23 protein-coding genes are annotated in these 25870 nt (G+C 57.6%); 13 read left to right on the top strand and 10 right to left on the bottom strand.

Translation table 11 applies throughout. From position 1 onward, the window contains the following. Nucleotides 1-6: 6 nt before the first annotated feature. Both DW123_RS01930 and DW123_RS01925 read right to left on the bottom strand, forming a co-directional pair. Nucleotides 7-348, bottom strand: coding sequence for a thioredoxin family protein (locus DW123_RS01930; protein WP_118273048.1), 342 nt, complete (start codon nt 346-348; stop codon nt 7-9). 48 nt (nt 349-396) lie between these two features. Further along, on the bottom strand, nt 397-1398 hold the full coding sequence (locus tag DW123_RS01925) for a permease (protein ID WP_199570178.1): 1002 nt from the start codon (nt 1396-1398) through the stop codon (nt 397-399). Between the two features lie 129 nt (nt 1399-1527). Here DW123_RS01925 and DW123_RS01920 point away from each other — a divergent pair, with 129 nt between their 5' ends. The 8 genes from DW123_RS01920 to DW123_RS01880 all read left to right on the top strand — a co-directional run bounded on the left by DW123_RS01920 (nt 1528) and on the right by DW123_RS01880 (nt 11227). Further along, nucleotides 1528-1791: a helix-turn-helix transcriptional regulator gene (locus tag DW123_RS01920; protein ID WP_117763648.1), complete on the top strand. Its 264-nt coding sequence runs from the start codon at nt 1528-1530 to the stop codon at nt 1789-1791. A gap of 715 nt (nt 1792-2506) precedes the next feature. Beyond that, nucleotides 2507-3793 carry an MFS transporter gene (locus DW123_RS01915; protein ID WP_118273046.1) on the top strand — a complete coding sequence of 429 codons (1287 nt, stop codon included), beginning with the start codon at nt 2507-2509 and terminating at the stop codon, nt 3791-3793. Between the two features lie 261 nt (nt 3794-4054). Then, nucleotides 4055-5524 (top strand): ribosomal protection-like ABC-F family protein, encoded by a 1470-nt coding sequence (gene abc-f / locus DW123_RS01910; protein WP_117734620.1) that lies wholly within the window; start codon nt 4055-4057, stop codon nt 5522-5524. A 164-nt stretch (nt 5525-5688) separates the two neighbouring features. Next, entirely contained in the window at nt 5689-6234 is a 546-nt protein-coding gene (locus tag DW123_RS09630) for a helix-turn-helix domain-containing protein (RefSeq protein ID WP_199568408.1), read from the top strand. A 758-nt stretch (nt 6235-6992) separates the two neighbouring features. Next, nucleotides 6993-8300: an IS21 family transposase gene (gene istA, locus DW123_RS01895; RefSeq protein ID WP_035138955.1), complete on the top strand. Its 1308-nt coding sequence runs from the start codon at nt 6993-6995 to the stop codon at nt 8298-8300. Then, nucleotides 8297-9124, top strand: coding sequence for an ATP-binding protein (locus DW123_RS01890; protein ID WP_118273045.1), 828 nt, complete (start codon nt 8297-8299; stop codon nt 9122-9124). The genes istA and DW123_RS01890 overlap by 4 nt, the downstream gene beginning before the upstream one ends. Before the next feature lie 374 nt (nt 9125-9498). Next, nucleotides 9499-9942: a GNAT family N-acetyltransferase gene (locus DW123_RS01885; RefSeq protein ID WP_117763650.1), complete on the top strand. Its 444-nt coding sequence runs from the start codon at nt 9499-9501 to the stop codon at nt 9940-9942. A gap of 835 nt (nt 9943-10777) precedes the next feature. Further along, the gene (locus DW123_RS01880; protein WP_118273044.1) at nt 10778-11227 is read left to right on the top strand and encodes a hypothetical protein; all 450 of its coding nucleotides are present in this window, start codon (nt 10778-10780) and stop codon (nt 11225-11227) included. Nucleotides 11228-11435: 208 nt separating this feature from the next. Here the strand turns inward: DW123_RS01880 and DW123_RS01875 are convergent, their stop codons facing one another. The 4 genes from DW123_RS01875 to DW123_RS01855 form a co-directional block, all read right to left on the bottom strand. Continuing rightward, nucleotides 11436-11855 carry a YjdF family protein gene (locus DW123_RS01875; protein ID WP_117763652.1) on the bottom strand — a complete coding sequence of 140 codons (420 nt, stop codon included), beginning with the start codon at nt 11853-11855 and terminating at the stop codon, nt 11436-11438. Nucleotides 11856-12434: 579 nt separating this feature from the next. Beyond that, nucleotides 12435-12914, bottom strand: a complete 480-nt coding sequence (locus tag DW123_RS01865) for a DUF3021 family protein (RefSeq protein ID WP_117763654.1) — start codon at nt 12912-12914, stop codon at nt 12435-12437. Continuing rightward, nucleotides 12907-13275: a LytTR family DNA-binding domain-containing protein gene (locus DW123_RS01860; protein WP_199570179.1), complete on the bottom strand. Its 369-nt coding sequence runs from the start codon at nt 13273-13275 to the stop codon at nt 12907-12909. The genes DW123_RS01865 and DW123_RS01860 overlap by 8 nt, the downstream gene beginning before the upstream one ends. A gap of 1202 nt (nt 13276-14477) precedes the next feature. Further along, nucleotides 14478-14897 (bottom strand): YjdF family protein, encoded by a 420-nt coding sequence (locus DW123_RS01855; RefSeq protein WP_117734612.1) that lies wholly within the window; start codon nt 14895-14897, stop codon nt 14478-14480. Nucleotides 14898-15558: 661 nt separating this feature from the next. Between DW123_RS01855 and DW123_RS09530 the strand changes: the two genes are divergently transcribed. After that, entirely contained in the window at nt 15559-15777 is a 219-nt protein-coding gene (locus tag DW123_RS09530; protein WP_158570704.1) for a transposase, read from the top strand. A gap of 248 nt (nt 15778-16025) precedes the next feature. Here the strand turns inward: DW123_RS09530 and DW123_RS01845 are convergent, their stop codons facing one another. Continuing rightward, on the bottom strand, nt 16026-16916 hold the full coding sequence (locus tag DW123_RS01845; RefSeq protein WP_118273042.1) for a LysR family transcriptional regulator: 891 nt from the start codon (nt 16914-16916) through the stop codon (nt 16026-16028). A gap of 217 nt (nt 16917-17133) precedes the next feature. Between DW123_RS01845 and DW123_RS01840 the strand changes: the two genes are divergently transcribed. Together DW123_RS01840 and DW123_RS01835 are read left to right on the top strand one after the other, a co-directional pair. Beyond that, a complete protein-coding gene (locus DW123_RS01840) occupies nt 17134-18189 on the top strand; it encodes a YeiH family protein (protein ID WP_117734607.1) in 1056 nt (351 codons plus the stop codon). A 189-nt stretch (nt 18190-18378) separates the two neighbouring features. Beyond that, nucleotides 18379-18816 (top strand): helix-turn-helix domain-containing protein, encoded by a 438-nt coding sequence (locus DW123_RS01835; protein ID WP_117734606.1) that lies wholly within the window; start codon nt 18379-18381, stop codon nt 18814-18816. Nucleotides 18817-19040: 224 nt separating this feature from the next. Here the strand turns inward: DW123_RS01835 and DW123_RS01830 are convergent, their stop codons facing one another. Next, on the bottom strand, nt 19041-19385 hold the full coding sequence (locus DW123_RS01830; protein WP_117734605.1) for a DUF6508 domain-containing protein: 345 nt from the start codon (nt 19383-19385) through the stop codon (nt 19041-19043). A 9-nt stretch (nt 19386-19394) separates the two neighbouring features. Beyond that, complete coding sequence (locus tag DW123_RS01825) at nt 19395-21119, bottom strand: DUF262 domain-containing protein (RefSeq protein ID WP_118273041.1); 1725 nt, start codon at nt 21117-21119, stop codon at nt 19395-19397. Between the two features lie 287 nt (nt 21120-21406). Between DW123_RS01825 and DW123_RS01820 the strand changes: the two genes are divergently transcribed. Continuing rightward, entirely contained in the window at nt 21407-21937 is a 531-nt protein-coding gene (locus DW123_RS01820; protein WP_117734603.1) for a flavodoxin family protein, read from the top strand. Nucleotides 21938-22320: 383 nt separating this feature from the next. Next, nucleotides 22321-23529: an ATP-binding protein gene (locus tag DW123_RS01810; protein WP_118273040.1), complete on the top strand. Its 1209-nt coding sequence runs from the start codon at nt 22321-22323 to the stop codon at nt 23527-23529. 90 nt (nt 23530-23619) lie between these two features. Here the strand turns inward: DW123_RS01810 and DW123_RS01805 are convergent, their stop codons facing one another. Further along, nucleotides 23620-25860, bottom strand: a complete 2241-nt coding sequence (locus DW123_RS01805; RefSeq protein WP_118273039.1) for a DNA gyrase subunit A — start codon at nt 25858-25860, stop codon at nt 23620-23622. Nucleotides 25861-25870: the final 10 nt, after the last annotated feature.

Here is a 25870-nt window from a genome sequence, read left to right as displayed (position 1 = left end):
TTCCTCCTACCTCAAGTACGCTGCGACTTCCGCCGGCGTGAGCACCATGCCAGCGGACACGACCTTGCCGTCGACGACCAGCGCTGGCAGGCTCATGGCGCCGTAGCCCATGACGCGGTCCATGTCGGTGATGTACTCAAGCTCCGCCTCGAGCCCCAGCTCGGCGATGGCCGCTTGGGCGTTCTCGTTGAGCTCGTTGCACTTCTTGCAGCCGGCTCCCAGCACCTTCACCTGGCGGGCGCCTCCGCAGCCGCAGGGCTCCGCCTTCATCTGAGGGGCGTCCTCGCCGCATGCGCAGGGGGCGGCCGCCTTCTCTTCCTTCTTCTTTCCGAACCCGAACAATCCCATGACAATTTCTCCTTTCGACGCGCCCGCACCGTGCGGGCTCCTAACTGGTTAGAACAGCGGCTGCAGGAAGTTGAACACGTAGCCGCTTATGCACATGCCGACGATGCACAACCCCACGAACGTCACCATCAGCCTGGGCTTGATGACGCGGGAGAGCATGGTCAGGCTGGGGATGGACAGCGTGGTGACGCTCATCATGAAGGCCAGCACCGTGCCCAGGCCCGTGCCCTTGTAGTACAGGGCCTCGGCGATGGGGATGGCGCCGAAGGTGTCGGCGTAGATGGGCGCGCCGACGAGGGTGGCCAGCACCACGGCGAAGGGGTTGCCGTCGCCCAGGACCAGCTCGATCCACTCGGCGGGGATCCAGTTGTGGATGAAGGCGCCGATTCCCACGCCCAGCAGGATGTACGGGAACACCTTCTTGAACGTGCCCCAGGTCTCCTTGCGGGCGTAGGCCAGGCGCTCGGCCACGGTCATGGACAAAAGCTCGGCGTCCGCCGGCGCGTCGCCGCGCACGAAGTCGGTCAGGTGTCCCTCCATGCCCATTTTCTGGATGATGGCGCCGCCGGCGATGGCGATGAGCAGGCCCACCACCGTGTAGGCCACGGCCACACCCGGACCGAAGATGCTCATGATCAGCACCAGGCTGCCCAGGTCCACCATGGGCGAGCTGATGAGGAAGCTGAACGTGACGCCCAGCGGCAGGCCCGCGCGGGTGAACCCGATGAACAGCGGGATGGAGCTGCAGCTGCAAAACGGCGTCACAGTTCCCAACAGCGCTCCTACCACGTTGCCCCAGACACCCTTGAAACGGCCCATTATCTTGCGGCTGCGCTCCGGCGGGAAGTGGCTCTGGATGTAGCTGATGGCGAAGATGAGCACGCACAGCAGGATGACGATCTTCACCGTGTCATAGATGAAGAAGTGGAGCGTGCCGCCCCACTGGCCCGCTGTGTCAATGCCGAGCGCGCCCAACAAGGCGGCGATCAGTTCGCTCAGCCACTGCATCTTCAGCACCTGGTCCAAGATGAACATTCCGATGGATTCCATTGGCGCTCCTTCCATATTGACGTATCAATATATATCTATGTATGAGGGCAATATAGGAGATACATAGACGTATGTCAATATATAAATTTGCGTGATATACTGAAGCTGCCATACAGACAGGAGGAAACCATGGACAACGAGAGCCTCGCGGCGGCGTTCAAGGCGCTGGGCGACCCCACGCGCCTGCGCATCTACCAGGCTATCAAGGACAAGGACGATATCTGCGCGTGCAACATCCTTGAGCAGATGGACATCACCCAGCCCACCCTTTCCCACCATGTGAAGCAACTCTGCGCCGCCGGGCTGGTCAGCTGTCGAAAGGATGGCCGCTGGATGCACTACTCCGCCAACAACGAGACCGCAGCGCTTCTTTCCGATTGGATCTCCGGTTAGGCCGTGATCCAACGTGACCCCAGAGAATGACTCAGTTGGTCCGAAAAACCGTGACCCAAATTTGACCGCATGCCCAAACGTCAATTTTTGAGACTGGATGTAAATAGGGTTGACTGGAACAAACTGAGACAAACTGGAGAGAGTTTTTAACTATAGATGACCACTAAGCACTGGAGAGAGATTGGTCATCCTTTCGCCTCCTGCGCTCTAGATCTAAATGCGCCTTTCGAAGAGATAGCAACAAGACTTGGTGAGATTGCGCAATGCTTCAAAGAAGGCCGTTTTCAAGCACTGAAGATGTAGATCGCCACCCTTACTCTATCTCCGCAGTGGATTTCCAAGCTACAATGACCGTGTGTCACATCCTCGCGAGTTTCGTGACTCATCGTGACTTACGAGATTGCCCCAGTGAAATTAATGTACCGTGACTCAAATTTGACGGCATGCGAATTCTAACGAAATAGATAACCGCATAACGTAAATGCAGCCATAGATACAAAAGGAATCGAATGGCCAGAGAGGATTGCCCTTACCGATGCTCGATTCTTGACAGGCAAACTCAAGCCTCGTTAATATTACATGGTTTGCCAGACCGAATTAACAAAGGAGGGGTGTCGTGGTTGGTCTTTTCCGCACGTGGATGAGCGCCTAGAAAGCGGCGCTGTTGTGGCGTCGCGCTGTTTTTCTGCACGCCATTTCACGATTGGACATAACCATGATATTTGAAACCTCTCGGGGCAGGTCTGTTCTGCTGTGCCATTCATGGCAATTCAAGCTTTGTTTCGTATGGGGCGGGGAGCTCGTTTCGACATTGACGAGTTCGATTCTCCAAATGGGTCTTATTTGGCATCTCGCCCTCACGACAGGGTCGTCTTCTCTCCTCTCCTTAGCATCGCTGGCAGGCTTTCTGCCGATTGCTTTGTTCGGAATCCTTGCGGGCGCCGTTGTCGACAGACTGCCTTTGAAACGTGTCCTCATCGGCGCCGACCTCTTCATTGCCGCGGTGGGTGCCGCCTTGGCGATTGCCTCGTTGGCCGGCAGCTTACCTGCATGGCTAATTCTCATCGCCCTGTTTCTCCGTGCAGTTGGTACTTCGTTCTACACGCCAGCCTCCCAATCTCTCACGCCCCATCTCGCCCCGCCAGAGCATCTCGTTCGCCTATCGGGGGTGACTCAGGCGATTCAGTCCGGCGGATACATTCTTGGCGCCGCGCTTGCAGCAGTGATTTATCCCGTGGCGGGCATTACCGCTATGATTGTCCTCGACGTGCTGGGAGCGCTTTTCGCTTCTTTAGCCGTCCTCGCCGCACAGATAGACGCAGGGGGCCTCGATGAAGCCGACCGCAGCTTGTCCTTTTCCAATAAGGTTCGAGAGCTCTTCTCTGAGATTTCGGACGGCTACAAGCTGATTAGGGAGTACAGGGGGCTGTTCGCCCTTCTTTGGTGCGGGTTCGTCTTCGCTTTCGCGTTCTCTCCGCTCGCGGCATTGTTCCCAATAATGACCTTGGGGCATCTTGGCGGTAGCACGGGGGATGCCGCTTTGGTGGAAATCCTTTTTTCTGCAGGCATGCTGGCTGGGTCCGGCATCTTGGCGGTTACGGGAGGGTTCCGCAATAGGTCGTTCACCATGGTCGCCGCGATTGCCGGCTTCGGCATTGCCGCAATCGTATCCGGATCGCTCGGCCCGTCATTGTTCGCTGCTTTCCTGCCGGTGAGCTTTCTTATGGGCGCATGCTCCCCGTTGTACGCGGGAACCCAGACTGCCCTTATGCAGGAGCAGATACCTCCTGAGTACCTAGGCCGCGTTTTCGGCCTCTACGGAACCATCATGGCGTGGGCCATGCCCATGGGCCTCGCAGCCCCCTCCGTTTTTGCGGATCTGCTTGGAGCTCCGTTATGGTTCGTCGGCTCTGGAGCGACCATGGTACTGCTTGCGATGGCTATGCTGCTTGCTCCGAGCGTCCGAAACGCGGGGAAAAGAGATACCGGGCAGATTCAATAGCCCAAATATTCGAAAAAAAGAGGCAGCAGCCATCGGTTCAAGCGTCAGCCTTCAAGCCCTTGCGACGACGAGGTATTGCACCGACATTCCGCATCGCGCTCCTTATTCGTCGCCAACTATCATTTTCGGATTTGCCGGCTTGCGCAAGGTCAAAACGCTCGCGCCGGCAATTGGGCAAAGGCGAAAAATCGACGTGAGCAATCTTTTTTGGCATGGCTGCGCTTCCAGTAAAACGCTAATACACAAAAGGCGGTTCAACCTATGGAACTCATAGTCAAAGCTAAAGACATCTTTTTGGAATATGCCGGCCGCGATATCCTAGATATCGAAGAGTTGGAAATCTACTCCTACGATCGCATCGGCTTGGTGGGAGACAATGGCGCAGGCAAAACCAGCCTGCTTAAAATTCTGAGCGGCAATCTTACCATTGCGGACGCCGACGTCAGGCGTTTCGGCAGCATTGCCCTCATCGGCCAACTCGATGAACTCGACCTTGATGCGGCTCAGGGCAGTGGTGAGATGCTCTCCCGTCTCAACGTCGCCGGAGTGGCGCAGGAGACGATGAGCGGCGGAGAGGAGACACGCGCCAAGATTGCCTCTGCGCTCTCCCAGCAGGCAAGCGCGATCTTTGCTGATGAGCCTACGAGCCACCTCGACCAAGACGGCATCAGTCTTCTCGTCGGACAACTCAAGGCATTTGATGGAGCCCTGCTCATTGTGAGCCATGACCGTTATTTTCTCGATCAGGTAGTGGACAAGATCTGGGAGCTCAAAGACGGCGGTATTTCCGAATTCTGGGGTGACTACTCCGACTATCTGCGACAGAAAGAAGAAGAGCGCAAAGTTCAGGCGGCTCGATACGAAGAGGCGATGCGCGAGCGCGAGCGCCTTGAAGCCGCCATCGAAAAACAACGGAAAAAAGCACGGCAGGTCGACGCCAAGCAGAAGGGCGCAAAGAAAAGCAACGAGAATGCAGGTCGATTGGGACATCAGAAAGCAACCGGCACCAAACAGAAGAGGATGTACCAGGCGGCTAAGAACATGGAGAAGCGCCTCGAAGCGCTCGAAGGGATTGAGGCCCCTGACAGCATTCGCACCGTGCGGTTCCGCCAGAGCAAGGCCCTGGAACTGCATAGTAAATTTCCCATCTCGGCAGACGATTTCAACTTGAGCTTCGGCAACTGCATGCTCTATGACCACGCGAAATTCGAGATACCGCTCGGTGCCAAAGTGGCCATCACCGGTGGCAACGGTACAGGAAAGACCAGCCTGCTGAAGGCAATCGCTCGACGCGCCGACGGTATCAACATCTCTCCCAAGGCAGAGATCGGTTACTTCGAGCAAACAGGCTACAAGTTCGACGCCCGTCAGTCTGCGATCTCGTTCATGCAGGATGGTTGCGAGTACAGCATGACCGAAATCCGAAGCATCCTCGCCTCTATGGGAATCGGACCGCGTGACCTGGCAAAGGACGTTGGCGTTCTCTCGGGAGGCGAAGTCATCAAGCTGCTGCTCGCGAAGATGCTGCTGGGCAGATACAACATCTTGCTCATGGACGAGCCTGGAAATTACCTGGACATCAAGAGCGCCGAAGCCCTCGAGCAGATGATGAGCGCCTATGCCGGAACGATAGTGTTCGTCTCCCACGATAAGAGGCTGGTCGAGAACGTCGCAGACATTATTTACGAAATAAAGGACACCAAGCTAGTCAAAATCTTTCAGCGCGAATAACCCTAAATGAGCAGGATATATTCCCAGAATGGAGACAAAAGGCCTCGAAACAGGCCTTTTTCTCCGCGATGCATAGGTCAATTGATAAGGTTCACAGAAATTCGGAAGAATTGGCAATCCGAGTTTTCCGAGACACGAAAGAAATTTTCAAAGCGGGGAAGCGGATGAACCAGGCCGATCTTATAGTCGCAAGGATAGAGCGGGCGCGGCAGGACCGCGGCATCAGCGTGGCCGAACTCGCCCGCCGAATCAATGTGGACAGAAAGCGCCTCTGGTACGTCCTCAACGGGCAGCGCTCCATGCACGTCGACGAGTTCGTTCGCCTCTGCGCGGTCATGGACATGAGCCTCGCCTGCTTCCTCACGAAGGAGCAGGCGAGCGACCTGGCCGAACACTACGGATGGGCGCGGATGGCCCAGGTGGTCGGCAACTTCTTCGGAGGCTCGCTCTCGGTGGGCATAGACCGATACCGCAACTTGGGCGACCAGGGCGACAACGGCGTCTACGTCATCGACGGATGGAAGATAGTCGATCGCTACGCCACGGCGTACGACGAGGACTGGAACGCGGTCGGCCTGAGGCTCATCGACCCCTCCGCCGAGCAGCGCGTGCCAGGAGGCATGTCCGATCGATGCGATCTTCGAGCCGCTTTACTTCCGCGCGATGCGTCTGCGCGGTTCCGTGTGCCTTTTCGTCTACGCGACGATTGAACCGCCTGATGGCGATTGGCGCGCACGGCGGGAGCGGAGACGGGTCGAGGTGGTCGGGCCTTCACGAAACGGCCACGAGCCGCGTGCCTTAGCTGCGGCTAAGTCCCTGAAAAGTAAAAGGCGCCCATGCGGGCGCCTGCCTAGTAGCTGGAGTTGTTCGGTTGTGGTCGGAGTGCTTGTCTTCCGCGGTGCTGTCGTCCGGGGTCCGGCATCTGTCGTTCGCCTCTTCTGTCGTGTTTGATGTTGCACGTTATGCGAGTGACCTTGCGCGAGCCTGCCGGCCCGTTGCCCCAGGTGCACCCGGATAAATGGTACCCATCCGTTGGAACATGAACATTGTGGGAGGGGCGTCTGGACAAACTGGAACGGACGAACGGGACGATGTTTGTTCGATTTGCATCTTTTTGTCGTAGCCTCGCGGATGTTATTAATCGTCCGAGCAACGGCGAGCTAAGGCCTCGTTGACGATTTAAGATTGAGTGACCTGCGACAGTTCCGAATGCCAATACGCACGGCGCTATAGCAGAACCGTATTACAAAAAGTGCGAAGGCCGTTAGCGCGAGTTGCTAGGCAACCATAATGCAACTGAGTGCCATACACGACATTTAATTTCACTACTCTGTTAGCGCCGGGCGATTTTAGCCGCTAATAGTCAAACGATTTTGACCAATCCCGGTCACCGAATAATGGCCACCGTGCCTCCCCGCCGCCACTACGCTGGTGGTGCCAACACGCCGGCGTTAGGAGGACCATTGAGGTGAACGAGAGACACGATGACCTACAGGAGATTATAGACGCGGCGCTCCGGGAGATGGCCGCGGAGGAGGGCGACGGGTTCGACCCGCAGGCATGCAACCTCGCTGAGTTCTGCAGGAGGACGGGGCTCACCCGCTCCCGCGCGAGGACGGTCAGGGCCCACGGGTTCAGGGCCCTGCCCCACGGGAACAGCGGGAGGAGGGCCGCGCCGGGCGTGCTCGCCGGCCACACCGGCCTGGTGGACGACCTCCTGCGGAAGGGCGTCACCAACTCGCAGGTGATATTCGAGCGGCTGCTCGGCCAGGGCTACGCCGGCGGCCTCACAACGGTGAAGACCTACATCGCCGCGCACCGGGACCTCGTGCCCGCGAAGAGGCGGCAGGCGGCCCCGCAGGGCTGCCGCGGCCAGCGCTTCAGGACGGCGCCCGGAGAGGCCTACCAGATGGACTGGGGCTTCGTCGCGGTCGAGCGCCCTGGCGGGGAGCGGGCGCGGATCGCCTGCTTCGCCATGGTCTGCCACCATTGCGGGGGCGCCCACGTCGAGTTCTTCCCGAACGCGCGCCAGGAGAACCTCCTCATCGGGATGCTGCACGCGTTCTCGGCGCTGGGCGTGCCCGCGACCGTGCTCACCGACAACATGAAGAGCGTGGTCGTCCGCCGCGATGCCGACGGCCGGCCCGTCTGGCAGGCCGACTACGCCGAGTTCATGGGCGTCGTCGGCTTCCGCACCAGGTTGTGCAGGCCGCGCCACCCCTATACGAAGGGCAAGGTGGAGAGGCTCGTCCGCTTCGTGAAGGGGAACTTCCTCGCGGGAAGGTCCTTTACCGACCTTGACGCCCTCAACCGGGAGGCCGCCCTCTGGTGCGCCGAGCAGGGAGGCCGCTGGCGGCGCGCGGCGGCATGCGTCCCGATGCGCGAGCACGAGGCGGCGTGCTCGGCGAACACCAGGCCGCTCGAGGTCACGGCCGAGGTCGAGCGGTACCTGTGCCCGCGCCGGAAGATCTCCTTCGACGGCTTCGTGAGCTTCGAGGGGCACCGCTACGGCGTGCCCTACTGGTACGTCCGCCGCGAGTGCAGGGTGAACCGGGAGGGGCGCGTGGTGCACATATACAGCGACGACCTCTCCCGCGAGCTCGTCGCCCACGCTGTCGGCACCGGCGCCGACAGCTGGTGCGAGGGGCAGTGGGAGACATCGCCGGCGCAGCCCGAGGAGCTGCCGACCCAGCCGGTGGGGACCGTGGTCGAGCAAATCGCCCCGCCCAGGACGAAACCCGGTTTCGAGAGGTTCGACTTCGGGAGGGCCGAATGATGGCGGGCGCGGGGGCGAGCCCCTACGAGCTCGCGAGCGACGCCGCGTCGAGGCTCGGGATCGCCGTCGGGGCGGAGGAGCTCGCGACCCTCGCCTCGGACCTCGACCTCGGCGACGGGGAGATGGCCGCCGTGGCCGCCACCTTCTCCTACCTTGCGGAGAAGAGGAGGCTCGCCTCCATCGAGACGCTGCTGAGGCTGAGCAGGCTGCCCAGGCGCGAGCCCAAGACCTTCGAGGGCTTCGACTTCTCCAGGATCCAGGGCCGGGACGCGGCCGCGCTGGGCAAGCTCCCGTCGCTGGCCGACCTCTACGCGCACCGCAACGTCGCCTTCGTCGGGCCCGGCGGCATAGGGAAGACGCACCTCGCGCAGGCCTACGGGCGCGAGTGCTGCATGCGGGGGCTCAAGACCTACTACATAAAGGCGACCGAGCTCAGGGACAGGTTCCAGAAGGCCGTCCAGCGGGGAAACACCTCGCGGGTCGTCTCCTCGCTCGTCAAGCCGTCGTGCCTCATCGTTGACGAGGTGGGAAGATGCGTCAACGACAGGCCGTGCACCGACCTGTTCTTCGATGTCGTCGACAGGCGCTACGAGAAGGAGGGGCCGAACGCGATGGTCCTCACGAGCAACATCGCCCCGAGCGGGTGGGATGAGTTCTTCACGGGCGACGACACGCTCCTCTGCGCCCTCGACAGGCTGTTCGACAAAGCGTCGGTGTTCGTGATGCGGGGCCCGAGCTACCGCGGCAGGGAGCTTGACACCTACTCGGTGGAGGCCGTCCCCCAGGCGGTGAAGGTGAGGGGGATCCAGCCCGAGGGGATGTAGGAATGCGATAGGAAAGTCATAGATGCGGGCGTGTTGGCTAAAATGGGTCGGCCGGGATTGGTCAATCTCGGCCGACTATATTTGGCTAAAATAATCCGACGCTAACAACTCTGGCATAAGAAGTCGTAACACAACAAAAATGAAGGATAACAGTCTATAAAAACCGAGCTTATTATGTCGGAGGTGGCTTCATGTCTAATAGGCGGTTTTTACAGAACTCACCAGAGTCCAGATTCCTGCTATTCTTCATCTAACCAGGATAGGCTGTACCTATTTCGGCAAGATTAGCGAGGACCGTGCTGACATTGTCTATGATTCTGATACGAATATTTTGCTTGATGTATTCAAACGATAATATTGGAGTACATACCGATATGGAAATTATAGAAATTAAAGAGAACAAAAAACAATTTCTCCCCTTATTACTGTTAGCCGATGAACAAGAGAGCATGATAGACCGATATATTGATAGAGGAATGATGTATGTATTAGTCGATAATGGGGTTAAATGCGAGTGTGTAGTAACCGACGAGGGCAAAGGCATTCTTGAAATTAAAAATATTGCAACTGCGCCAAAATATCAGGGCAAAGGTTACGGCAAGGCGCTAATTGACTTTGTTGCTGCGAAATATAAAGGGAAATATTCAATAATACAAGTTGGCACAGGGGATAGCCCGTTGACCGTTCCTTTTTATGAAAAATCTGGTTTTGCCCGCTCATACAGCATTGAAAATTATTTTATTGATAACTATGACCACCCTATTTTTGAAGGTGGGGTTCAACTAACAGATATGATTTATTTACAGAAAAAAATATAAATTATCGTTTATTTTATCGCTGCAATGAATATCGAAGAAATCTGAGCTTCTTAAAGACGGCGAAGCCGATGGCAAACGGGTAACGAGCAAAAACGGCGACTTCGCAAGTTACAGACCAAGGTCTCGTTCGTGTTCGCAAACAAAGCCGCCTGCGACGATTCTTTCACTCATTGCTCTTACGAATCGCATATGACCTGCGGAAACGCAAGACGATAAAGCCACTGCCTACGATTCACTTCGCGAAACAGGCGCCAAAGGGGGAAATCAGTCGTTTTGGTATTCATTTCATGTGGTTCCGAGCCTTAAAACAAACCCGTTTTTGTCCCCGGGACAAAAATGAAACTGCGTGCCCACGGTTTCGAAATAGTTCGCATATTTGTCCCATGTTTTGTCCCAAACGCCCACGTGAAGACACGCGGCGGGATTCGGTGGCAAAATTGCCAAGTCCAACCACTCAACTGGAGTTGACTGAAATGGTATGGCGGCAAACGAGCGTGAAAGAGTGGGAGTAGAAAATTCCTTAGTTATGGGGTATAAATTGGATTTCCTTTAGGATGCACCCCCATAACTATACGAATTGACCTGCTGACTCCAATGAAGATTGGAGGGTAACGGCCAGGGGTGACGGCCCAGCGAGTGTTATTTTGCGAGCTATGCGCGTTGAAAGCGACCTTTCGTGGTATAAACTACTTGCCGGAAGCCGCGGCTTTCAGAGTACGGCTTACGTGTACGTTTAACCTCCGTGGGCGACGGGGTGCCGCAAGGCGTAGAATATCGCCCACCTGTAGGGGCCTGCAGCGATGCGGGCCCCGCTTCGTATGAGGGGGCGCAACCGATGAAGATCGTATCCATCCCCCAGGACTTCTTCGATCTCATCGAAGGCGACCGCGAGCTCATGCTTAAGCACAATCGCCCCTGCATCGTGGTGGTGAGGCTGCGTTTCCGCGGGAAGCGCAGGGACTTCGCCGTGCCGCTGCATTCCAACATCGCCCCCAACGTGCCCAAAGACCAGTACTTTGCGTTGCCACCCCGCCCCACGACGCGCCCCGGCTGTCGCCACGGCATCCACTACATCAAGATGTTCCCCATAACCAAGTCCTACCAGCGCCGCTTCAGGACCGAGGGCTCGGCCTACTACGAGACGCTCCAGCGCATCATCGACGGCAACACCAAGCGCATTGTCTCCGAGTGCCAGGCGTACCTCGACCGCTATGAACGCGAGGGAAGGCCCCGCTTCGCCGTCGACATCGACCGTATCGTGGGGCTGCTGGAGGGCGAGAAGTAGGGCACCTCGGCTCAGTCTCGAGCCATGTGGAGTCGCTCCGCATTTTTGAACGCCGCGTGTGCGTCCCAAATACTTGAGAAACAAGCTGTGAAGTGCAGTGGCTCGCCCGTGCCCGTGCATAGCCGTCACCATTAGCGTCTACGCGGCGTCGGCTTCAAGTGGAACTGGCCCCACTGCTGTATATGGTTTGCCTTGCTGCACATGGCGATCAATGCCCACGATGCTTCTGCTTGCGCTTCAGCTTTCGCTGCTCGAAGCGCGCCTCCGCCTCATCCGCGCGACGCTGGCTTCTTGCTTGAGCCGACTCCCGCTTCGTCGCTTCCCGCTGTGCTGCGAGCGCCTGTTGTGCCTTGGTGCTCACCGCGGGCCGCTTAAGGGCTTTCGCTGCCTCGCGAGCGCGTCGCTTGGGATTCTTCGCGGGCTTGCTTGTTTCCGTGGCCTCGTCACCGAAGAACGCGAGCTCCGCCCATTTGCTTGTAACGAATCGCAGGATTTCCTCATCGGACGGTTCCGCGCCGAAGACGATGCGGGCGGCGCCGTATCTGCCGTCCTCGACATGCTCCGCCAGCCCGACCCAGAATTGGCCGTCATGATATACGGTCAGGGTGGATGACACGCTGATCTGCATGGTTGGTTCCTCCTTTATGTAGATGACCATGCAGAGAAGGGACAACCAAGGAGGCAGGTTACTGATGCGGACTCCCGCACGCCCACGACTACCCGACGGGGACTGTGTTTTCATCTCTGGTGCCCGCATTGTAGCACGCGTGAATGCGCCCGGCATCGCTGCTGACATGGCGCGACTGGGAATTGCTCCTCGATGTATCCCTGTGCATACTGCTTCCCCGGTTTCGAAACTTTAAAAAAATTCGAGTTTCGAAACCGAGGAGGACCGAATGATGGCTTGGGTAGACCGCAATACGTAGGAAGTTTCGCCATCGTCTATGCTGAACACGAGGTCGTCTTCCTCCAATCCGATCAAGCTGACCGAGCAAGCGGCACCTGGATCGACATTCCCCTGCACATGAACCCGCTTATGCGCGCGAACGGGGGCTACAAGGGCATGACCGCGCAGGAAGCGCTTGGGGTAGCGAACGGGGCCGAGCATCGCCCTGCGCCGGCCTTGGCATCAGGTCCTCGCGCTGGGCGGTAATCCGAGGATCGGGAGTAAGGATTTGCCCAGCATCGATAATGCTCAGCTATACCCTTATTCCGTCTCCCTGCTCTTGCGGTATTCCGCGAGCCTGTCGTTCAATTCGCGGGTCTCGCGGCTCAGCTTGGCGTTGAAAGCAAGAGTGAGGACCGCCAGGATGGCGAGATAGACAACCGTGAAGGTAACCCACGCCCCGGGGTTGTTCACGGGAACCCAAGCAAAGACAAACGCCAATGCACAGAGGGCTGCGTAGAGGCAAACGTCGAACAGCGCCAGGCGCGCGGGATACGCCATCTGTCTGATCACCGCGGGCGTGAAGAACACGAACTGCAGCGCGGGGACGGTGACGCACGCGGCGAGAATCGACCAGCAATAGTTAATGCCCTGCTTGGCGGTGTCATCAGCGAAACAAGTCCCTAATGCCAAGAAGGCTATCATGGCAACAGTGAAGCCGATACAGGTGCTTTTCACGAGTTGTCCGAGGTTTTCCGCGGGCGTCTTTTTATCGGTGTCGATAATGTCCCTGTTAATCATTTCGGTCTCCCTTCCTTCGTTTCGACTGCTTCAGACCGAGCTTCGATTTGACGTCGGGCGCATACTGGCGCGAGATAACGACTTGCTCACCGTTTTCCAAGGTGGCGATGATCCTGCCGTTGACGTCGGGCTTGAGGGCGGTGATCGCGCGGAAGTTGACGATGCAACCTTTCGCGATGCGCAGGAAGTCGCAGTCCGCCAGGCGCTCCTCCATCTCGTAAAGGCGCAGGCCCGTTTCGAGAACCGTGTCGGCCGTATAAATGAACGTGTGCTTGTCGACCGACTCGATGAACAGGACGTCTTCTGCGCTCAGCACGCGCGTGCAGCCGTCGGCCGTGCCCGTCACCTTCCTGTCAAGCATGCGCAGCCGAGCCGCTATATCAAGCACGCGGCGATCGACCCTTACGCAGACGATCGTGACTTCTATATCTTGAGCCGCTTCTCACTCTTCGATTGTGATCTTCATGCGTCCTCCCTTCGGATTGCTCTCATGCTAGCTGACGAAGATAGCTGAACCTTCGGCGTTTAACCAAGCTGCGCAGTCGAGGAACCAAGATACAGGCTGGGCGAGCTGAACAGCAAGAGAGACCGTAGTCACGCATCCTCGGATCGAGCCCGAAACAGCAATCCTTGCCGCTCATGAACACCGGCACGTGAAACGCTATGCTCAAGAGCACTTAGCTCGAAACCCCTCGCATGCAGCTATCAAATCCGGGATGCTGTCCGATTGGTCGTGCACGACGACGGGCGTACAATAGGCGGAAACCAACAAGAACCTGCCCTCCATGCCAACTCCGCCACCTGACGTGATGGGCGATCCGATTGCTCTTCTGGATTGCCTTGAGAAGAACGCTGGCGGAATCACCGAGCAGGACTCCAAGGGGACTGCATTTCTTCGTGTGGTTCCTATTGCCAAACCCCGCCCCCAGTTGGAAGCCATCTTAGGCATATCAGCCTTGGGGACGGTGTTGTGACTCATATCGGCCAGTCTTCGCTCGACGGAGTCGGCGTTTACGTTAGCGTCGAGTTCGGGAGCGCATTGAGGTCATTCGCATTTCCTCATGCATTTGAAAGTGGAATCGTTGAACTCTTGGGTGGATAAGCCACCTGCGACGATTCTTTCGGTCATCGCTCTTGTGCATCTCATCTGACCTGCGGAAATGCAAGGCGGCAAAGCCGCTGGCTACGATTCACTTTGCTAAACAGGCGTCAAAAAGGGAAAACAGCCGTTTTGGCACCCCTTTCGAGCGGTTCCGGGCCTCAAAGCCTTGTCGTTTTTGTCCCCGGGACAAAAATGAAACTGCGAGCTTGCGGTTTCGAAATAGTTTGCGAATTTGTCCCAGGGTTTGTCCCAAACGCCTACGCGAGGACACGCGGAGGGATTCGGCGGCAAGGTGGACAAATCGACAACCAAACTAGACCCAATTGGAATGTCGCCACGGCAAATGGACTTGAAAGAGTTGGAATAGAACATACGTTCTGTATAACGTTATAGCACCAGGTGGCAGGCGTAGTTTCAATCGAAGCTACGCCTGCTGCTATATATACTGGTCGATAGCGGTATCAATGACCGCGATGCTTCTGTTTGCGCTTCAGCTTCCGTTGCTCGAAGCGCGCCTCCGCCTCATCCGCGCGGCGTTGGCTTCTTGTATGAGCCGACGCCTGCTTCATCGCTTCCCGTTGTGCCGCGAGCGCCTGTTGTGCCTTGGTGCTCACTGCCGGCCGCTTAAGGGCCTTCGCCGCCTCGCGGGCGCGCCGCTTGGGGTTCTTCGCGGGCTTGCTCGCCTCGGTCGGATTGTCGCCGAAGAACGAGAGCTTCTCCCATTTGCCGACAACGAACTGCAGGATCTCCTCATCGGATGGCTCCGCGCCGAAGACGATGCGGGCGACGCCGTATCTGCCGTTCTCGACATGCTCCGCCAGCCCGACCCAGAATTGGCCGTCGTGATATACGGTCAGGGTGGACGACACGCTGATCTGCATGGTTGGTTCCTCCTTTATGTAGATGACCATGCAGAGAAGGGACAACCAAGGAGGCAGGTTACTGATGCGGATATCCGCACGCCCACGACTACCCGACGGGGACTGTGTTTTCATCTCTGATGTCCGCATTGTAGCACGCGCGGATTTACGATGTTGATCGCCGGCGCCTAGACAGAGATGAAGGCGGTTCGATCTAGGTCAAGCCGGTCACTCGTTCATGAAGCGGCCGATTCCCTGAAAATAAAAGGCGCCCACGAGGACACCTACAGGCTATCTTCGAACTACTTGGTTTGGGGCAGACGGAGGAAAAAAATAGGGCAGAATCGCTCTCACGATCCCGCCCCGCAAACCCGAGGGTTTCTAACCGGCTCCATTATTCCGGGCTTCTCAGTTCTGTCATTGACCCAGGTATCACCCGTCTCCTATAGCGAGTGAATATAAAAATAGGGCAGAGTCGCTTGCGCAAGTCCGCCCCTAAAACCGTGAAGGTTTTGCTATCTGCAGGCTATTCTACCAACCCGAGCGATTCTGTCAACCTGCGAAGGAACTCGAGCGCGGAGCGAGCTGCGGCGTCGGGCCCCTTGTCGGGCAGCGCCTCGGTTCCGCCGTCGGCCCTGGCGAACATCTCGGCGAGCTCGGATGCGGCGCGCGAGCGCGAGGCGTGGCGAGGACGCTCAGGAAGGAGCGGGAGGGCATCCTGAACTGGTGGAAGAGGGGCTCCACAAACTCGTTCCTGGAAGGGCTGAACCCCGTCGTCCAGTCGGTCCGCAGCGCTGCAAGGGGCTTCAGGAGCATCGCCTATTTCAGGACGATGATCTTCCTCCGGCTGGGCCGCCTGGACTTCACGGCCCAGAAGAAGCTGACATACGCTACCCACTAGAAACGTCGAAGAGCCCATTTTTGGCCTTCGGTGGCAAATACGAGCGCTTGCCATAAAAATGAGCGACGTCTCTACCTGCAGCTTGCCAAAATCGACCTCCGATGGCAATGGTAAAAGTGCCATCGGAGGCCTGTTTTGGCGTTGGTTTTTGCCACTGGAGGTCGATTTTGGTTTTTAGGCGCCATCGGAGGCCGTTTTTGGCGCGGAGCCGGGCTTCTGCCTGTGTACGTGCGCGGGCACTGCGGGCTTTATCGCCTCCAGGAGCGGGCGATTTCCTGGTAGCGGCGCGCAGCGAGGCTGCCACGTTGCCAGATCAGGCGAAAGTCGTGCTCGACAAAGAAGTCGCTTGGGGTGATGTCGCGCAGCTCGCCCTGATCGAGCTCGCGCTCAACCGCTGCGCGGTACAAAAACGTAATGCCAGTCCCCGCCCGGACGCACAGCTTGATGGCGGGGATGCTGGCGACCTCGAACGTGCCTGCGAAGTCGTCAAGATCGAGGTCGCGCGCGGCGAGGTGCTTCTCTAGGATCTCGCGCGTGCCCGACCCCGCTTCGCGTAGGATGAGCCTGCGGTCGAGTAGGCTGGCCATGGATACCGGCTTATAGGACGCGTCGAACTCATCTGCGCTCCCAACAGCTACATAGCGCTCGCGCGATACCGGGGCGGAGTCGAAGAAGGCCCTGTTAAAGGATCCTTCTACCAAGGCGAAATCAATAGTACCGGCCTCCAGGCCTTCCACAAGCTCCTGCGTGTTGCCAACGCTCATCTGCACCATCTCGTCGGGATGTTTTGCCATATGGCGGGCGAGTACGCGGGGAATCCAATAGTCGCAGATGGTGCGCGTGCAGCCAAAACGCAGGGGAGCCTTGGCGGGCTGCTCCAGCGTTAGGGCTTTCGCTTGCGCCTTGAGCCTCGTCTCATCGTTCTCCATTGTTTCGAGCGCTCGAAACAGCATCGCCCCCGCTTGCGTGAGCTCGCCGCGCCGGCCGCCCTTGTGGAAGAGGGCGCACCCGTAATGCGCCTCGAGCTGCCGGATATGCTGCGATACGGCGGGCTGGGTGATATGGAGCTCCGCTGCCGCCTGCGTGAAGCTGCCCAGCCTGCAGACCGTCAAGAACGTATGGGTGCGGTAATCCAGCACGTTGACTCCTATGCTCAAGAATCATCTATAACATCGTCCATATATAACAAATACTTATAGAGTGATAACCAATAGGGTGAAAAGAATTATAAGCCAAGGTAGTACTATCGCTATGCATTCAATCTTGGCTGTTTGCCGAGAGAGATTTGGGTTTATGTCGTAGGCGGCGGAGCGGTTCCGCGCATGCAGGGACGGCGCGTATAGAGAGGAAGAAGATATGGCGGAAAGAACGTGGGACAAGGTTCAAGATAGCTGGAGGGGCGTGGCGCTATGCCTGCTTATCGCTCTGCCGGCATGGTTTTTGGGCAAGCGCTTCGACGTGATCGGCGGGCCGGTCTTCGCCATCCTCATCGGTATGGTGCTGGCGCTGTTTATTAAGGACGACGCGGCGTTGCCGTTTGCGCCCGGTATCAAGTTCACCTCTAAGAAGATCTTGCAGTACGCGGTTATCCTGTTGGGCTTTGGCCTCAACCTTTCCCAGATCGCGCGCGTGGGCGCCCGTTCGCTGCCCATTATCGTGGCGACTATCACCACGTCGCTGGTGATTTCTTTCGCCCTGCATCGCGCCCTCAAGATCCCCACCAAGATTTCCACTCTGGTGGGCGTGGGGTCGTCAATCTGCGGCGGCTCGGCAATCGCGGCGACCGCTCCGGTTATCGATGCGGACGATGAGGAGATCGCGCAGGCCATCAGCGTCATCTTCTTGTTCAACATCATCGCCGCGCTTATTTTCCCGGCTCTTGGCGGCATGCTTGGCCTTTCAAACGAGGGCTTTGGCCTGTTTGCCGGCACCGCCGTCAACGACACCTCGTCCGTAACCGCCGCCGCTGCCGCGTGGGACGGCATACACCCTGGCGCCAATACGTTGGACGAGGCGACCATTGTGAAGCTCACCCGCACGCTCGCCATCATCCCCATCACGCTGGCGCTGGCATTTTGGCAGGTTCACAAGGCCAAGCGCGCCGCCGCGAACGGCGAGGGCGGCGAAGCTGCGGGCACGTTCGATATCAAGAAGATCTTCCCCTTCTTTATCCTCTTCTTTGTGCTTGCCAGCGTGATCACCACGGTCTTCGCGCTACCTGCGGGCGTGACCGCGCCCATAAAGGAGCTCTCCAAGTTCTTCATTGTTATGGCTATGGCGGCGATTGGTTTCAACACCAATATAGTCAAGCTGGTTAAGACGGGCGGCAAACCCATCTTTATGGGTCTGTGCTGCTGGATCGGCATCGCTCTGGTGAGCCTGGGCATGCAGCATCTGCTTGGCATTTGGTAGGCTATTGTCTTTAAAAGGAAAAAAGCATCGCGCGTTCTGCGCCTCGAAATCTCAGAAGGGGTTTCGAGGCGTTTTTTAGGGCGGCGGATTAGCATTCTGAGTGCAACGGCATGGGGCCTGCTCACGAGCGTGGCGCACTCCCGGGGGCTACGATGTTGGCTGTCTAGGTCAACGTCGGAGCGAGGGGACATGCGCCGCTACAGGCATCTTAGCGCCGAGGAGCGCGACAGGATAGCGGAGATGCACGCGAGGCATGAGGGGGTCTCGGCTATCGCCGCTGCGATAGGCAGGAACAAGTCCACGGTGAGCAGGGAGATCGCCAGGAACGGCCGGAACGGGCGCTACGGGGCCATCGCCGCCCAGTCGCGCTCCGACGCCCGCCGCAAGGCCTGCAGGCCCCGCAAGAGGCTCTCCGACCCGGCCCTCGCGGCCGAGGTGCGCAGGCGCATCGTCGACGACCGCCGGTCGCCCGAGCAGATAGACGGCAGGTCCCGCCTCGAGCGCGGCGGGCGCTGCGTCGTGAGCTTCTCCACCATCTACCGTGCCGTGAACGCCGGCGAGCCCGCCTATTCCGAAGGGGGCATACGGGCGGTATCCGCCCGCTATGATTCTCGTAGTTCATCTTGACCACGGGTTCATTTTAAGTAAGCAGTGCAGCTATGAGCTGAGGATAAAGCGCCACAGTGTGCCCCGCGCTCTCGACTTCTCGGTAGAAACGTGAGCCTTTGGTCAATGCATCTCAAGATTGAGCGATGGTTCCGCTTTTGATTTGGTGGCATGACGGAGTGCGACGGCATGGCATTGTCGCATCGCTGTGCTGTCGCAGCGCCAGACGTCTTCGTGGCCGCCGTTCAACCCTCGTCGAGCTCCTTCAGCCGGAAGAGGCAGCGGTCCAGAAACCCGCTCCTGGCTTGCGCGGCAAGGAGTCCGTCGCAGAAGCGGTCGCCACGAACGCACCACGTGATGCATGCACGTATCAGGTCAATGTCCCCATGGTCGATGTCGCAGCTGTCTATGCCTTCCGAGGTGTCGATGCCATGGCGTTCAAGCGTCTCGAAGTAGCTGGTGTCCGCGAACCCGTCCAGTTCATAGAAATCGTCGACGAAATCCTCGAGTCCGAGCGTCCCGCCCCCAAGCTCGACATTCATGTTTCTGTCCTCCAGCTTGCCAGCGTGCTTGGTTAGTCTTTCGAACATGTTCGCTCCTTAGCTCAAAAGTCCGTTGTCGCCCAGGTAGTCCACGAAGGCATCGATGATCTGAGCCGTGCGAGTCGCGATGTCTATTTCGGTGAAGTCTCCCATGACTTGTGTCAGGCGCTTGAGTTCCGCGATCTTTGTTCCGGCTTTGCGCTTGCCATTGCCGTCGGTGTATCCCTCATAGTACTTGCGTTTATCGCAGAATCTGTAGTCGGCCGCGCGGATGTTTACACGCTTCTCGAGCAGCGCCTTGTTACCCAGCGCCTCCAGGTTGGATTGGTCGACGAGCGGGTCTACCTCGTTGCGCTTCTTGGCATAGATGTGCTCAATTTCGAGCGTAGTGTCTAGGTCCATGAGTGGTTGATCTGGGTCTGCGTACGCCCACCAAGTGAGCATGGACTTCGTTACAGGCCTGCCGTTGGTGAACACGTAGGTTCGGAATCGCTCAGCAATATTTGCGCGATTGAAGTGGTGGTTGGGAAACTCCACCGGGCGGTGCTCCACGATGTTGATCATCTCGGGATACACTGGCGAACGCAGCGCATTTACGCCGGGACGCTCAATGGCGTAGGCGAGAACGAATGCCGTGATCTTGTTTAGAAAGCCGTAGAGTGCCTCGTCATCGAGGACACTTTTGCTGTCGCGGTTGGCAAGGAACCAGACGCTTAGCAGATAGGTCCACATGCCGTTGGGGGCGTAGTTCAGCACGAAGAGCCTGCGGAGCACGCGCTCGCTGAACCCTTCCTGCGCGTCGACGCGTTTCCAGAAGCCGAGCAGCGCCTCGAGATCGTCGAGCGTGGCGTCCTCCTTGAGCATGGCGTAGCCATCGGCACCGAAGAAGTCGCGCAACGATGCGGTGGTCGTGTCGCGGATGCCTTTCTTCGCGCGGCGGTAGTACATATAGCGCGTAAATAGCTCATCGGTTGGTGTACCGCGCATGGGCCGGAAGATAGCGTTCGCTCCCTCCTCGAGCGCCTTCCAGCGACGGATGAACTCGTCCTTGCGCCCCGTGTCGGAATAATGCTTGTAGAACTGGCTTTTGAAGATGTCGGCATCCGAGAGAGGCAGCCCTCGGTCGTTTAGAGTCGAGAAGATGCGTAGCGCGGTGTCCTGCGACTCCGCTTCAATGGGTAACAGTATCACATTGTTGATGACGCGTGTGGCCATGTAGACGGTGTAGGTGGGCCACTCGCTCACCAGTTGTTCAATTTTCCTCTGGAAGAAAGCGAAGTTGCGGGCATAAGCGCTCTTCCAGCCATCGCCTACGTTGCCCTCTCGTAAAATCTCGAGGAATTCATTCTTGTCGTTGTCCGATGCAACCTCGGAGTCGATCTTGAGGCGCTCCATGTCGAACTCGTCGGTTTTCCATACACAACGGGCGATTGCCTCGCGCATCTTCACAGACTGCTTATCCTTCATGTTGGTGAACTTGTCGTAGAACGCGCGGAGCAGCAGCATGATGGTGGTGAGGCGCTGCTGGCCGTCAATGATCTCAAGTTGGCCAGAGAGGTTCTTAAAGGTGACGATGGGCCCTAGAAAGTATTCGTCGTTTTCGCTGTCGAAACGCTCGTAGTCATCGCCTGGAAAAGCGAACGAGAACAGGTCATCCCACAGCGTTGCGCATTCATCCTCGCCCCAGGCGTAGGGCCTCTGGTAGTCGGGGATGAGGAAGTCTGATCGCTTATCGGTGAGAAGATCGCGAATCGATCGCTGGTCGATGTTGAGCTTGGACATGAGCTGTACCTTCCGCGCAGGAACAATCAAGATGACACGGATTATATCGCCGAAGTCGTCATTCGCTCCATTGCTGAGAGTTATTGAATCTAGCAACCTCTGGCCAACCCTTACGGTTTCATGTCGTGATCCATATCGGCGCTGATCAATGCCCGTGATGCTTCTGCTTGCACCTTCTTTGGAGGGCACGAACGAGAGATGCGGTCTACAGACGACTGAATAGCTCCATTCGTTTTGGTTACAAGAAAACATGCTGCGCGCCTGCGGCATGAAGGAGAGGGAATCCTATGAAAATCGTTGTATTGAGCGGCAGCCCGCGCAAGGGCGCCAATACCGACACCATGGTTGAGGCGTTTGCCGAGACCGCGCGTGAGGGCGACAATGCGGTCGAGGTCGTCCGCGTTGCCAGCAAGAAGATCGCCGGCTGCTTGGGATGCCAATACTGCTTCGCCCATGAGGGCGTCTGCGTGCAGAAGGATGACATGGCCAACGTGATCGAGTCGCTGAAAGACACCGACATGGTTGTCTTCGCTTCGCCTATCTACTGGTTTGATATCACTGCACAGGAGAAGGCTGTCATCGACCGCCTGTACGCCTTCGGTGCTACGGGCTTCCCGTTCACCAAGACGGCCCTTTTGCTCGATAGCCACAGCGAGGGCGTCTATGATGCGGCTATCGCTATGTACAAGTCAGCCTGCGCGTACTGCAAGTGGGAGGACCAGGGCATTGTCACCATTAGCGGCATGACCGAGCGCGACAGCATGGCCTCCTCGCCCAAGCTGGAAAAGGTGCGAGAGCTCGCTCGCAAGCTCGCCTAAGGGCTCGAAGAGCGCATGGCAATCAACACTAGTGGAAATGCTTGCTGTCCTTACCAAGAGGAATGCTGATTGCCATGCGTTGAAGTCCTTGCGGACAATCTTGGCGCGCTAGGAGGCCTTCTCGCTCAGGAACTCCTTGAACGCGGGGATGTCGAAGCCGACGAGGCCACGTCCACGTTCCCCGATAACGCCGTCCTCGAGGAGGCGGCGTTTGTATTGACTTGCATAGTTGCTGGCGACGCCCATACGCTTGGCAATTTCTGAGACCCTGCTGGGGCCAGAATCGGGCAGAAGACTGTGAGTGAAAATCGGGAGTAGCGCTCCCGATTTTGACCAATTAACGTTTGTACGAGATAATAGACTCCATAACGGGAGGCGATTGTATGTACATCGAGCGCGAAATTGAACAGACGATAGATTCGATGCGGGGACAGGGAAAAGTTGTCCTGGTGACCGGAGCGCGCCAAGTTGGGAAGACGACGGTTCTCAAGCAACATCTAGGCGACCGATTCGACTATGTTTCGATGGAGAACCCGCGGGATTATCTTCTTGCAAAAGAGGACGCCGCCCTGTTTTTCGAGTCTCATGATCTGCCGATCATCATTGATGAGATTCAGCGAGTGCCTGAGCTTTTTTCTCCGGTGAAGTGGGTTGTCGATCAATCAGAGGAGAAGGGCCGAATCGTCCTCACGGGATCCCAGACATATCACCTTATGAAAGGGGTGAGCGAATCCTTGGCGGGGAGGATTAGAATTCTGGAGATGCCCTCTTTAAGCTTGCGCGAACTCGTTGGTGGTCCCCAGGGCCCTCGTCCGTATATCCCCAAAAAGGTTTCCTTGGCCTCTAAGATGTCTTCGGGAAATATTTGGAACATCATCCATAGGGGTTCGATGCCCGAACTGCAAGACCCAACTATCGATTGGGACTCCTATTATTCCGACTACGTTGCCGCATATCTCGAACGCGATGTTCGCGATCTTGTAAACGTAAAGGATGAGGCGAAGTTCTACAGCTTTATGGTCGCGTGCGCAGCGAGAACGGGGCAACTGTTAAATGCCACCGATATTGGAAACACCGTTGACGTCGACCGTAAGACGGTGAAGGCTTGGCTCTCGGTTTTGCAGGCGTCGAACATCGTTCGGATTGTCGAGCCCTTTTGGCCTAATGTCGATAAGCGTCTGACCAAGACCCCTAAGATATTCTTTATGGATACAGGTCTTGTTTGTCATCTAACGAGGTGGATAACGCCGGAGCAATTGCGCAATGGGGCCGCGGCGGGGCATATATTTGAGACGTTCGTTGTCTCGGAAATTTTGAAGAGCTTTATGAACACGGGGAAGAGCCTTCGCGACGTATGGTTCTATCGAGACCAAAAGAAGCGCGAAATTGATTTGCTCATCCAAGAGGGCCATATTCTCCATCCCGTCGAGGTGAAGATGTCGGCCACGGTGGGCAAAGATGCGGTGAAGAATTTTTCCTGTCTCGAGGGCCTGACCGGCTATGAAATTGGGTTTGGACACGTTGTCTGCCAAACCCCGGATCCATACCTTATTACCAAGGATGTCCAAGCGATTCCTGTGTGGGGCATATGATATACGTTGCAACGAGCGGGGCCCGGAGCGCGATGTTGCTGCGTTCCGGGCCCCACCGTTTTAAGAGCTTATGGCGGTTCTGCCGTTGTTTTAGTCAAACAGGCTCGGCATGTCGTTTTCCTTCATGAGGGCACCGGCAGAGGGGAGGCTCTGCGCAGTGAACTTTTCGGCCGAGACACCGGCACCAAGAATCTCTTCGGTCGTGCCGACGGTGGTGACCGAGCGGCCCTTCTTGGCCGTGAAAGCCTGGACGCCCTGCGTGTTGGTGGTCGTCTTGGTCTTAAGCAGCGACGTGTTGAAGTTCATCAAACGATAGTCGCTCGAGACCAGCGCGATGTCGCGGTCTTCCTTGAGTACCTGCGCATACAGCAGCTTGCTGCCGCCGTAGATGGCGTTTTTGAGGCGCTTTCGGTTAGTCTTGGTGACGTATCCGGCAAGTGCGACGCGCACCACGCGGCCGTTTTCAAAGACGAACAGCGCGTCGGCCTTGTAGTCCTCGGGGTCGATGACCCAGATGACACTCTCGTCGGGTTCCATCTCAAGATCGGTCGGCAGGTACGAGCCCAGCTGGGCCGACTTGGTGTCCTCAAACGCCGCAACCTTGCACTTGTACACCTGGCTCTTGTTGGTAAAGACCAGTAGCTCGTGCGTATTGGAGGACGGGAACTCGATAAAGGGTTTGTCGCCGTCCTTGTACTTGAGTGTGGTCGCCTTCTTGAGCACGCGGTCCGTCATCTTCTTAAGGTAGCCATCGCGCGAGAGCATGATAGTGACCGGGTACTCCTCGACCTCGGGCTCCAAGCTTACTTCGATAACCTCATGGGGCTCGATCCTGCCCGTGCGGCGCGGCATCACGTACTTCTTGTTGACCGCGGCCAGCTCGTCGCTGATGACCTTCTTGATGTTCTCCTCGCTGGAGAGGATCTCCTCGAGCTCGGTAATCTCGCCCTCGAGTTTTGCGATGTCCTTGGTGCGGTTGAGGATGTACTCCTCGTTGATGTTGCGGAGCTTAAGCTCGGCAACAAACTCGGCCTGGGTCTCGTCGATGTCGAAACCCTTCATAAGGTTGGGCACGACCTCGGCCTCAAGCTTGGTGCCGCGAATGATGGCGATGGCCTTGTCGATGTCGAGCAGGATCGCCTCGAGGCCGTGCAGCAGGTGCAGGCGCTCGGACTTTTTGCCCAGGTCAAAGTTAATGCGGCGACGCGTGGACTGAATACGCCATTTGACCCACTCGTGCAGAATCTGGCGCACGCCCATAACGCGGGGATAGCCGTCGACGAGCACGTTGAAGTTGCACGAGAACGAATCCTGCAGCGTGGTCGAGCGATAAAGCTTCGCCATGAGCTTGTCGGGGTCGACACCGCGCTTAAGGTCGATTGCGATGCGCAGGCCCGAAAGGTCGGTCTCGTCGCGGATGTCGGCGATCTCTTTGACTTTGCCCTCTTTGGAGAGCTTGACGATGCGCTCGATGATGACATCGGTCTTGGTGGTGTAGGGGATCTCGTAGACCTCGATGATGCGCTCTTCGGGAATCCAGCGCCAGCGGGAGCGAATCTGGAAGCTGCCAAGGCCGGTCTCGACGATCTTCTCCATCTCCTCGCGGCGGTAGATGATCTCGCCGCCGGTCGAGAAGTCGGGCATGGGCATGTACTCGAGCAGGTCGCAGTCGGGATCCTGCAGGTAGTGCATCGTGGCAGTGCAGACCTCGTTGAGGTTGAAGCCGCAGATGTCGGACGCCATGGCGACGCCGATGCCCTTGTTGGCCGAGACGAGGATATTGGGGAACGTGGTGGGCAGCAGGCGCGGCTCCTTCATGGCACCGTCGTAGCTGTCAACGAAGTCGACCGGGTCCTTGTCGATGTCCTTGAAGATTTCGGCACTGATGGGGGAGAGCTTGGCCTCGGTATAACGCGAGGCGGCGTAGCTCAGGTCGCCCGAATAGTACTTGCCAAAGTTGCCCTTTGACTCCACGAAGGGGGCAAGAAGCGCTTCGTTGCCGGTGGCCAGGCGCACCATCGTCTCGTAGATCGCGGCGTCGCCGTGCGGGTTGAGCTTCATGGTCTGGCCCACGATGTTGGCGCTCTTCTGGCGCTCGCCCTTGAGCAGACCCATCTTGTACATGGTGTAGAGCAGCTTGCGGTGCGAGGGCTTAAAGCCGTCGATTTCGGGGAATGCACGCGAGACGTTGACGCTCATGGCGTAGGGCATGTAGTTGACCTCGAGCGTCTGCGTGATCGGCTGGTCGGTGACCTCGGAGTGCAGGCCGATGACGTTCTCGGCGTTGACCTGCTTTTTCTTTGGCTGGTTCTTCGTCTTCTTCTTTGCCACGATTTCCTCT

It is taken from the genome of Collinsella sp. AM10-26, from assembly GCF_003472525.1.
Lineage (GTDB): Bacteria > Actinomycetota > Coriobacteriia > Coriobacteriales > Coriobacteriaceae > Collinsella.
This window is presented reverse-complemented; position numbering and strand designations above follow the sequence as displayed.

What these genes read in the sequence shown, in the direction of transcription:
- DW123_RS01840 (WP_117734607.1), top strand. Translation starts at nt 17,134, where the DNA reads ATGGCGGAAAGAACGTGGGACAAGGTTCAAGATAGCTGGAGGGGCGTG.
- DW123_RS01880 (WP_118273044.1), top strand. Translation starts at nt 10,778, where the DNA reads ATGAAGATCGTATCCATCCCCCAGGACTTCTTCGATCTCATCGAAGGC.
- DW123_RS01820 (WP_117734603.1), top strand. Translation starts at nt 21,407, where the DNA reads ATGAAAATCGTTGTATTGAGCGGCAGCCCGCGCAAGGGCGCCAATACC.
- DW123_RS01885 (WP_117763650.1), top strand. Translation starts at nt 9,499, where the DNA reads ATGGAAATTATAGAAATTAAAGAGAACAAAAAACAATTTCTCCCCTTA.
- DW123_RS01830 (WP_117734605.1), bottom strand. Translation starts at nt 19,385, where the DNA reads ATGTTCGAAAGACTAACCAAGCACGCTGGCAAGCTGGAGGACAGAAAC.
- DW123_RS01890 (WP_118273045.1), top strand. Translation starts at nt 8,297, where the DNA reads ATGATGGCGGGCGCGGGGGCGAGCCCCTACGAGCTCGCGAGCGACGCC.
- DW123_RS01875 (WP_117763652.1), bottom strand. Translation starts at nt 11,855, where the DNA reads ATGCAGATCAGCGTGTCATCCACCCTGACCGTATATCATGACGGCCAA.
- abc-f (WP_117734620.1), top strand. Translation starts at nt 4,055, where the DNA reads ATGGAACTCATAGTCAAAGCTAAAGACATCTTTTTGGAATATGCCGGC.
- DW123_RS01810 (WP_118273040.1), top strand. Translation starts at nt 22,321, where the DNA reads ATGTACATCGAGCGCGAAATTGAACAGACGATAGATTCGATGCGGGGA.
- DW123_RS01925 (WP_199570178.1), bottom strand. Translation starts at nt 1,398, where the DNA reads ATGGAATCCATCGGAATGTTCATCTTGGACCAGGTGCTGAAGATGCAG.
- DW123_RS01835 (WP_117734606.1), top strand. Translation starts at nt 18,379, where the DNA reads ATGCGCCGCTACAGGCATCTTAGCGCCGAGGAGCGCGACAGGATAGCG.
- DW123_RS01860 (WP_199570179.1), bottom strand. Translation starts at nt 13,275, where the DNA reads ATGCTTGACAGGAAGGTGACGGGCACGGCCGACGGCTGCACGCGCGTG.
- DW123_RS01930 (WP_118273048.1), bottom strand. Translation starts at nt 348, where the DNA reads ATGGGATTGTTCGGGTTCGGAAAGAAGAAGGAAGAGAAGGCGGCCGCC.
- DW123_RS01915 (WP_118273046.1), top strand. Translation starts at nt 2,507, where the DNA reads ATGATATTTGAAACCTCTCGGGGCAGGTCTGTTCTGCTGTGCCATTCA.
- DW123_RS01920 (WP_117763648.1), top strand. Translation starts at nt 1,528, where the DNA reads ATGGACAACGAGAGCCTCGCGGCGGCGTTCAAGGCGCTGGGCGACCCC.
- DW123_RS01855 (WP_117734612.1), bottom strand. Translation starts at nt 14,897, where the DNA reads ATGCAGATCAGCGTGTCGTCCACCCTGACCGTATATCACGACGGCCAA.
- DW123_RS01865 (WP_117763654.1), bottom strand. Translation starts at nt 12,914, where the DNA reads ATGATTAACAGGGACATTATCGACACCGATAAAAAGACGCCCGCGGAA.
- DW123_RS01825 (WP_118273041.1), bottom strand. Translation starts at nt 21,119, where the DNA reads ATGTCCAAGCTCAACATCGACCAGCGATCGATTCGCGATCTTCTCACC.
- DW123_RS09630 (WP_199568408.1), top strand. Translation starts at nt 5,689, where the DNA reads ATGAACCAGGCCGATCTTATAGTCGCAAGGATAGAGCGGGCGCGGCAG.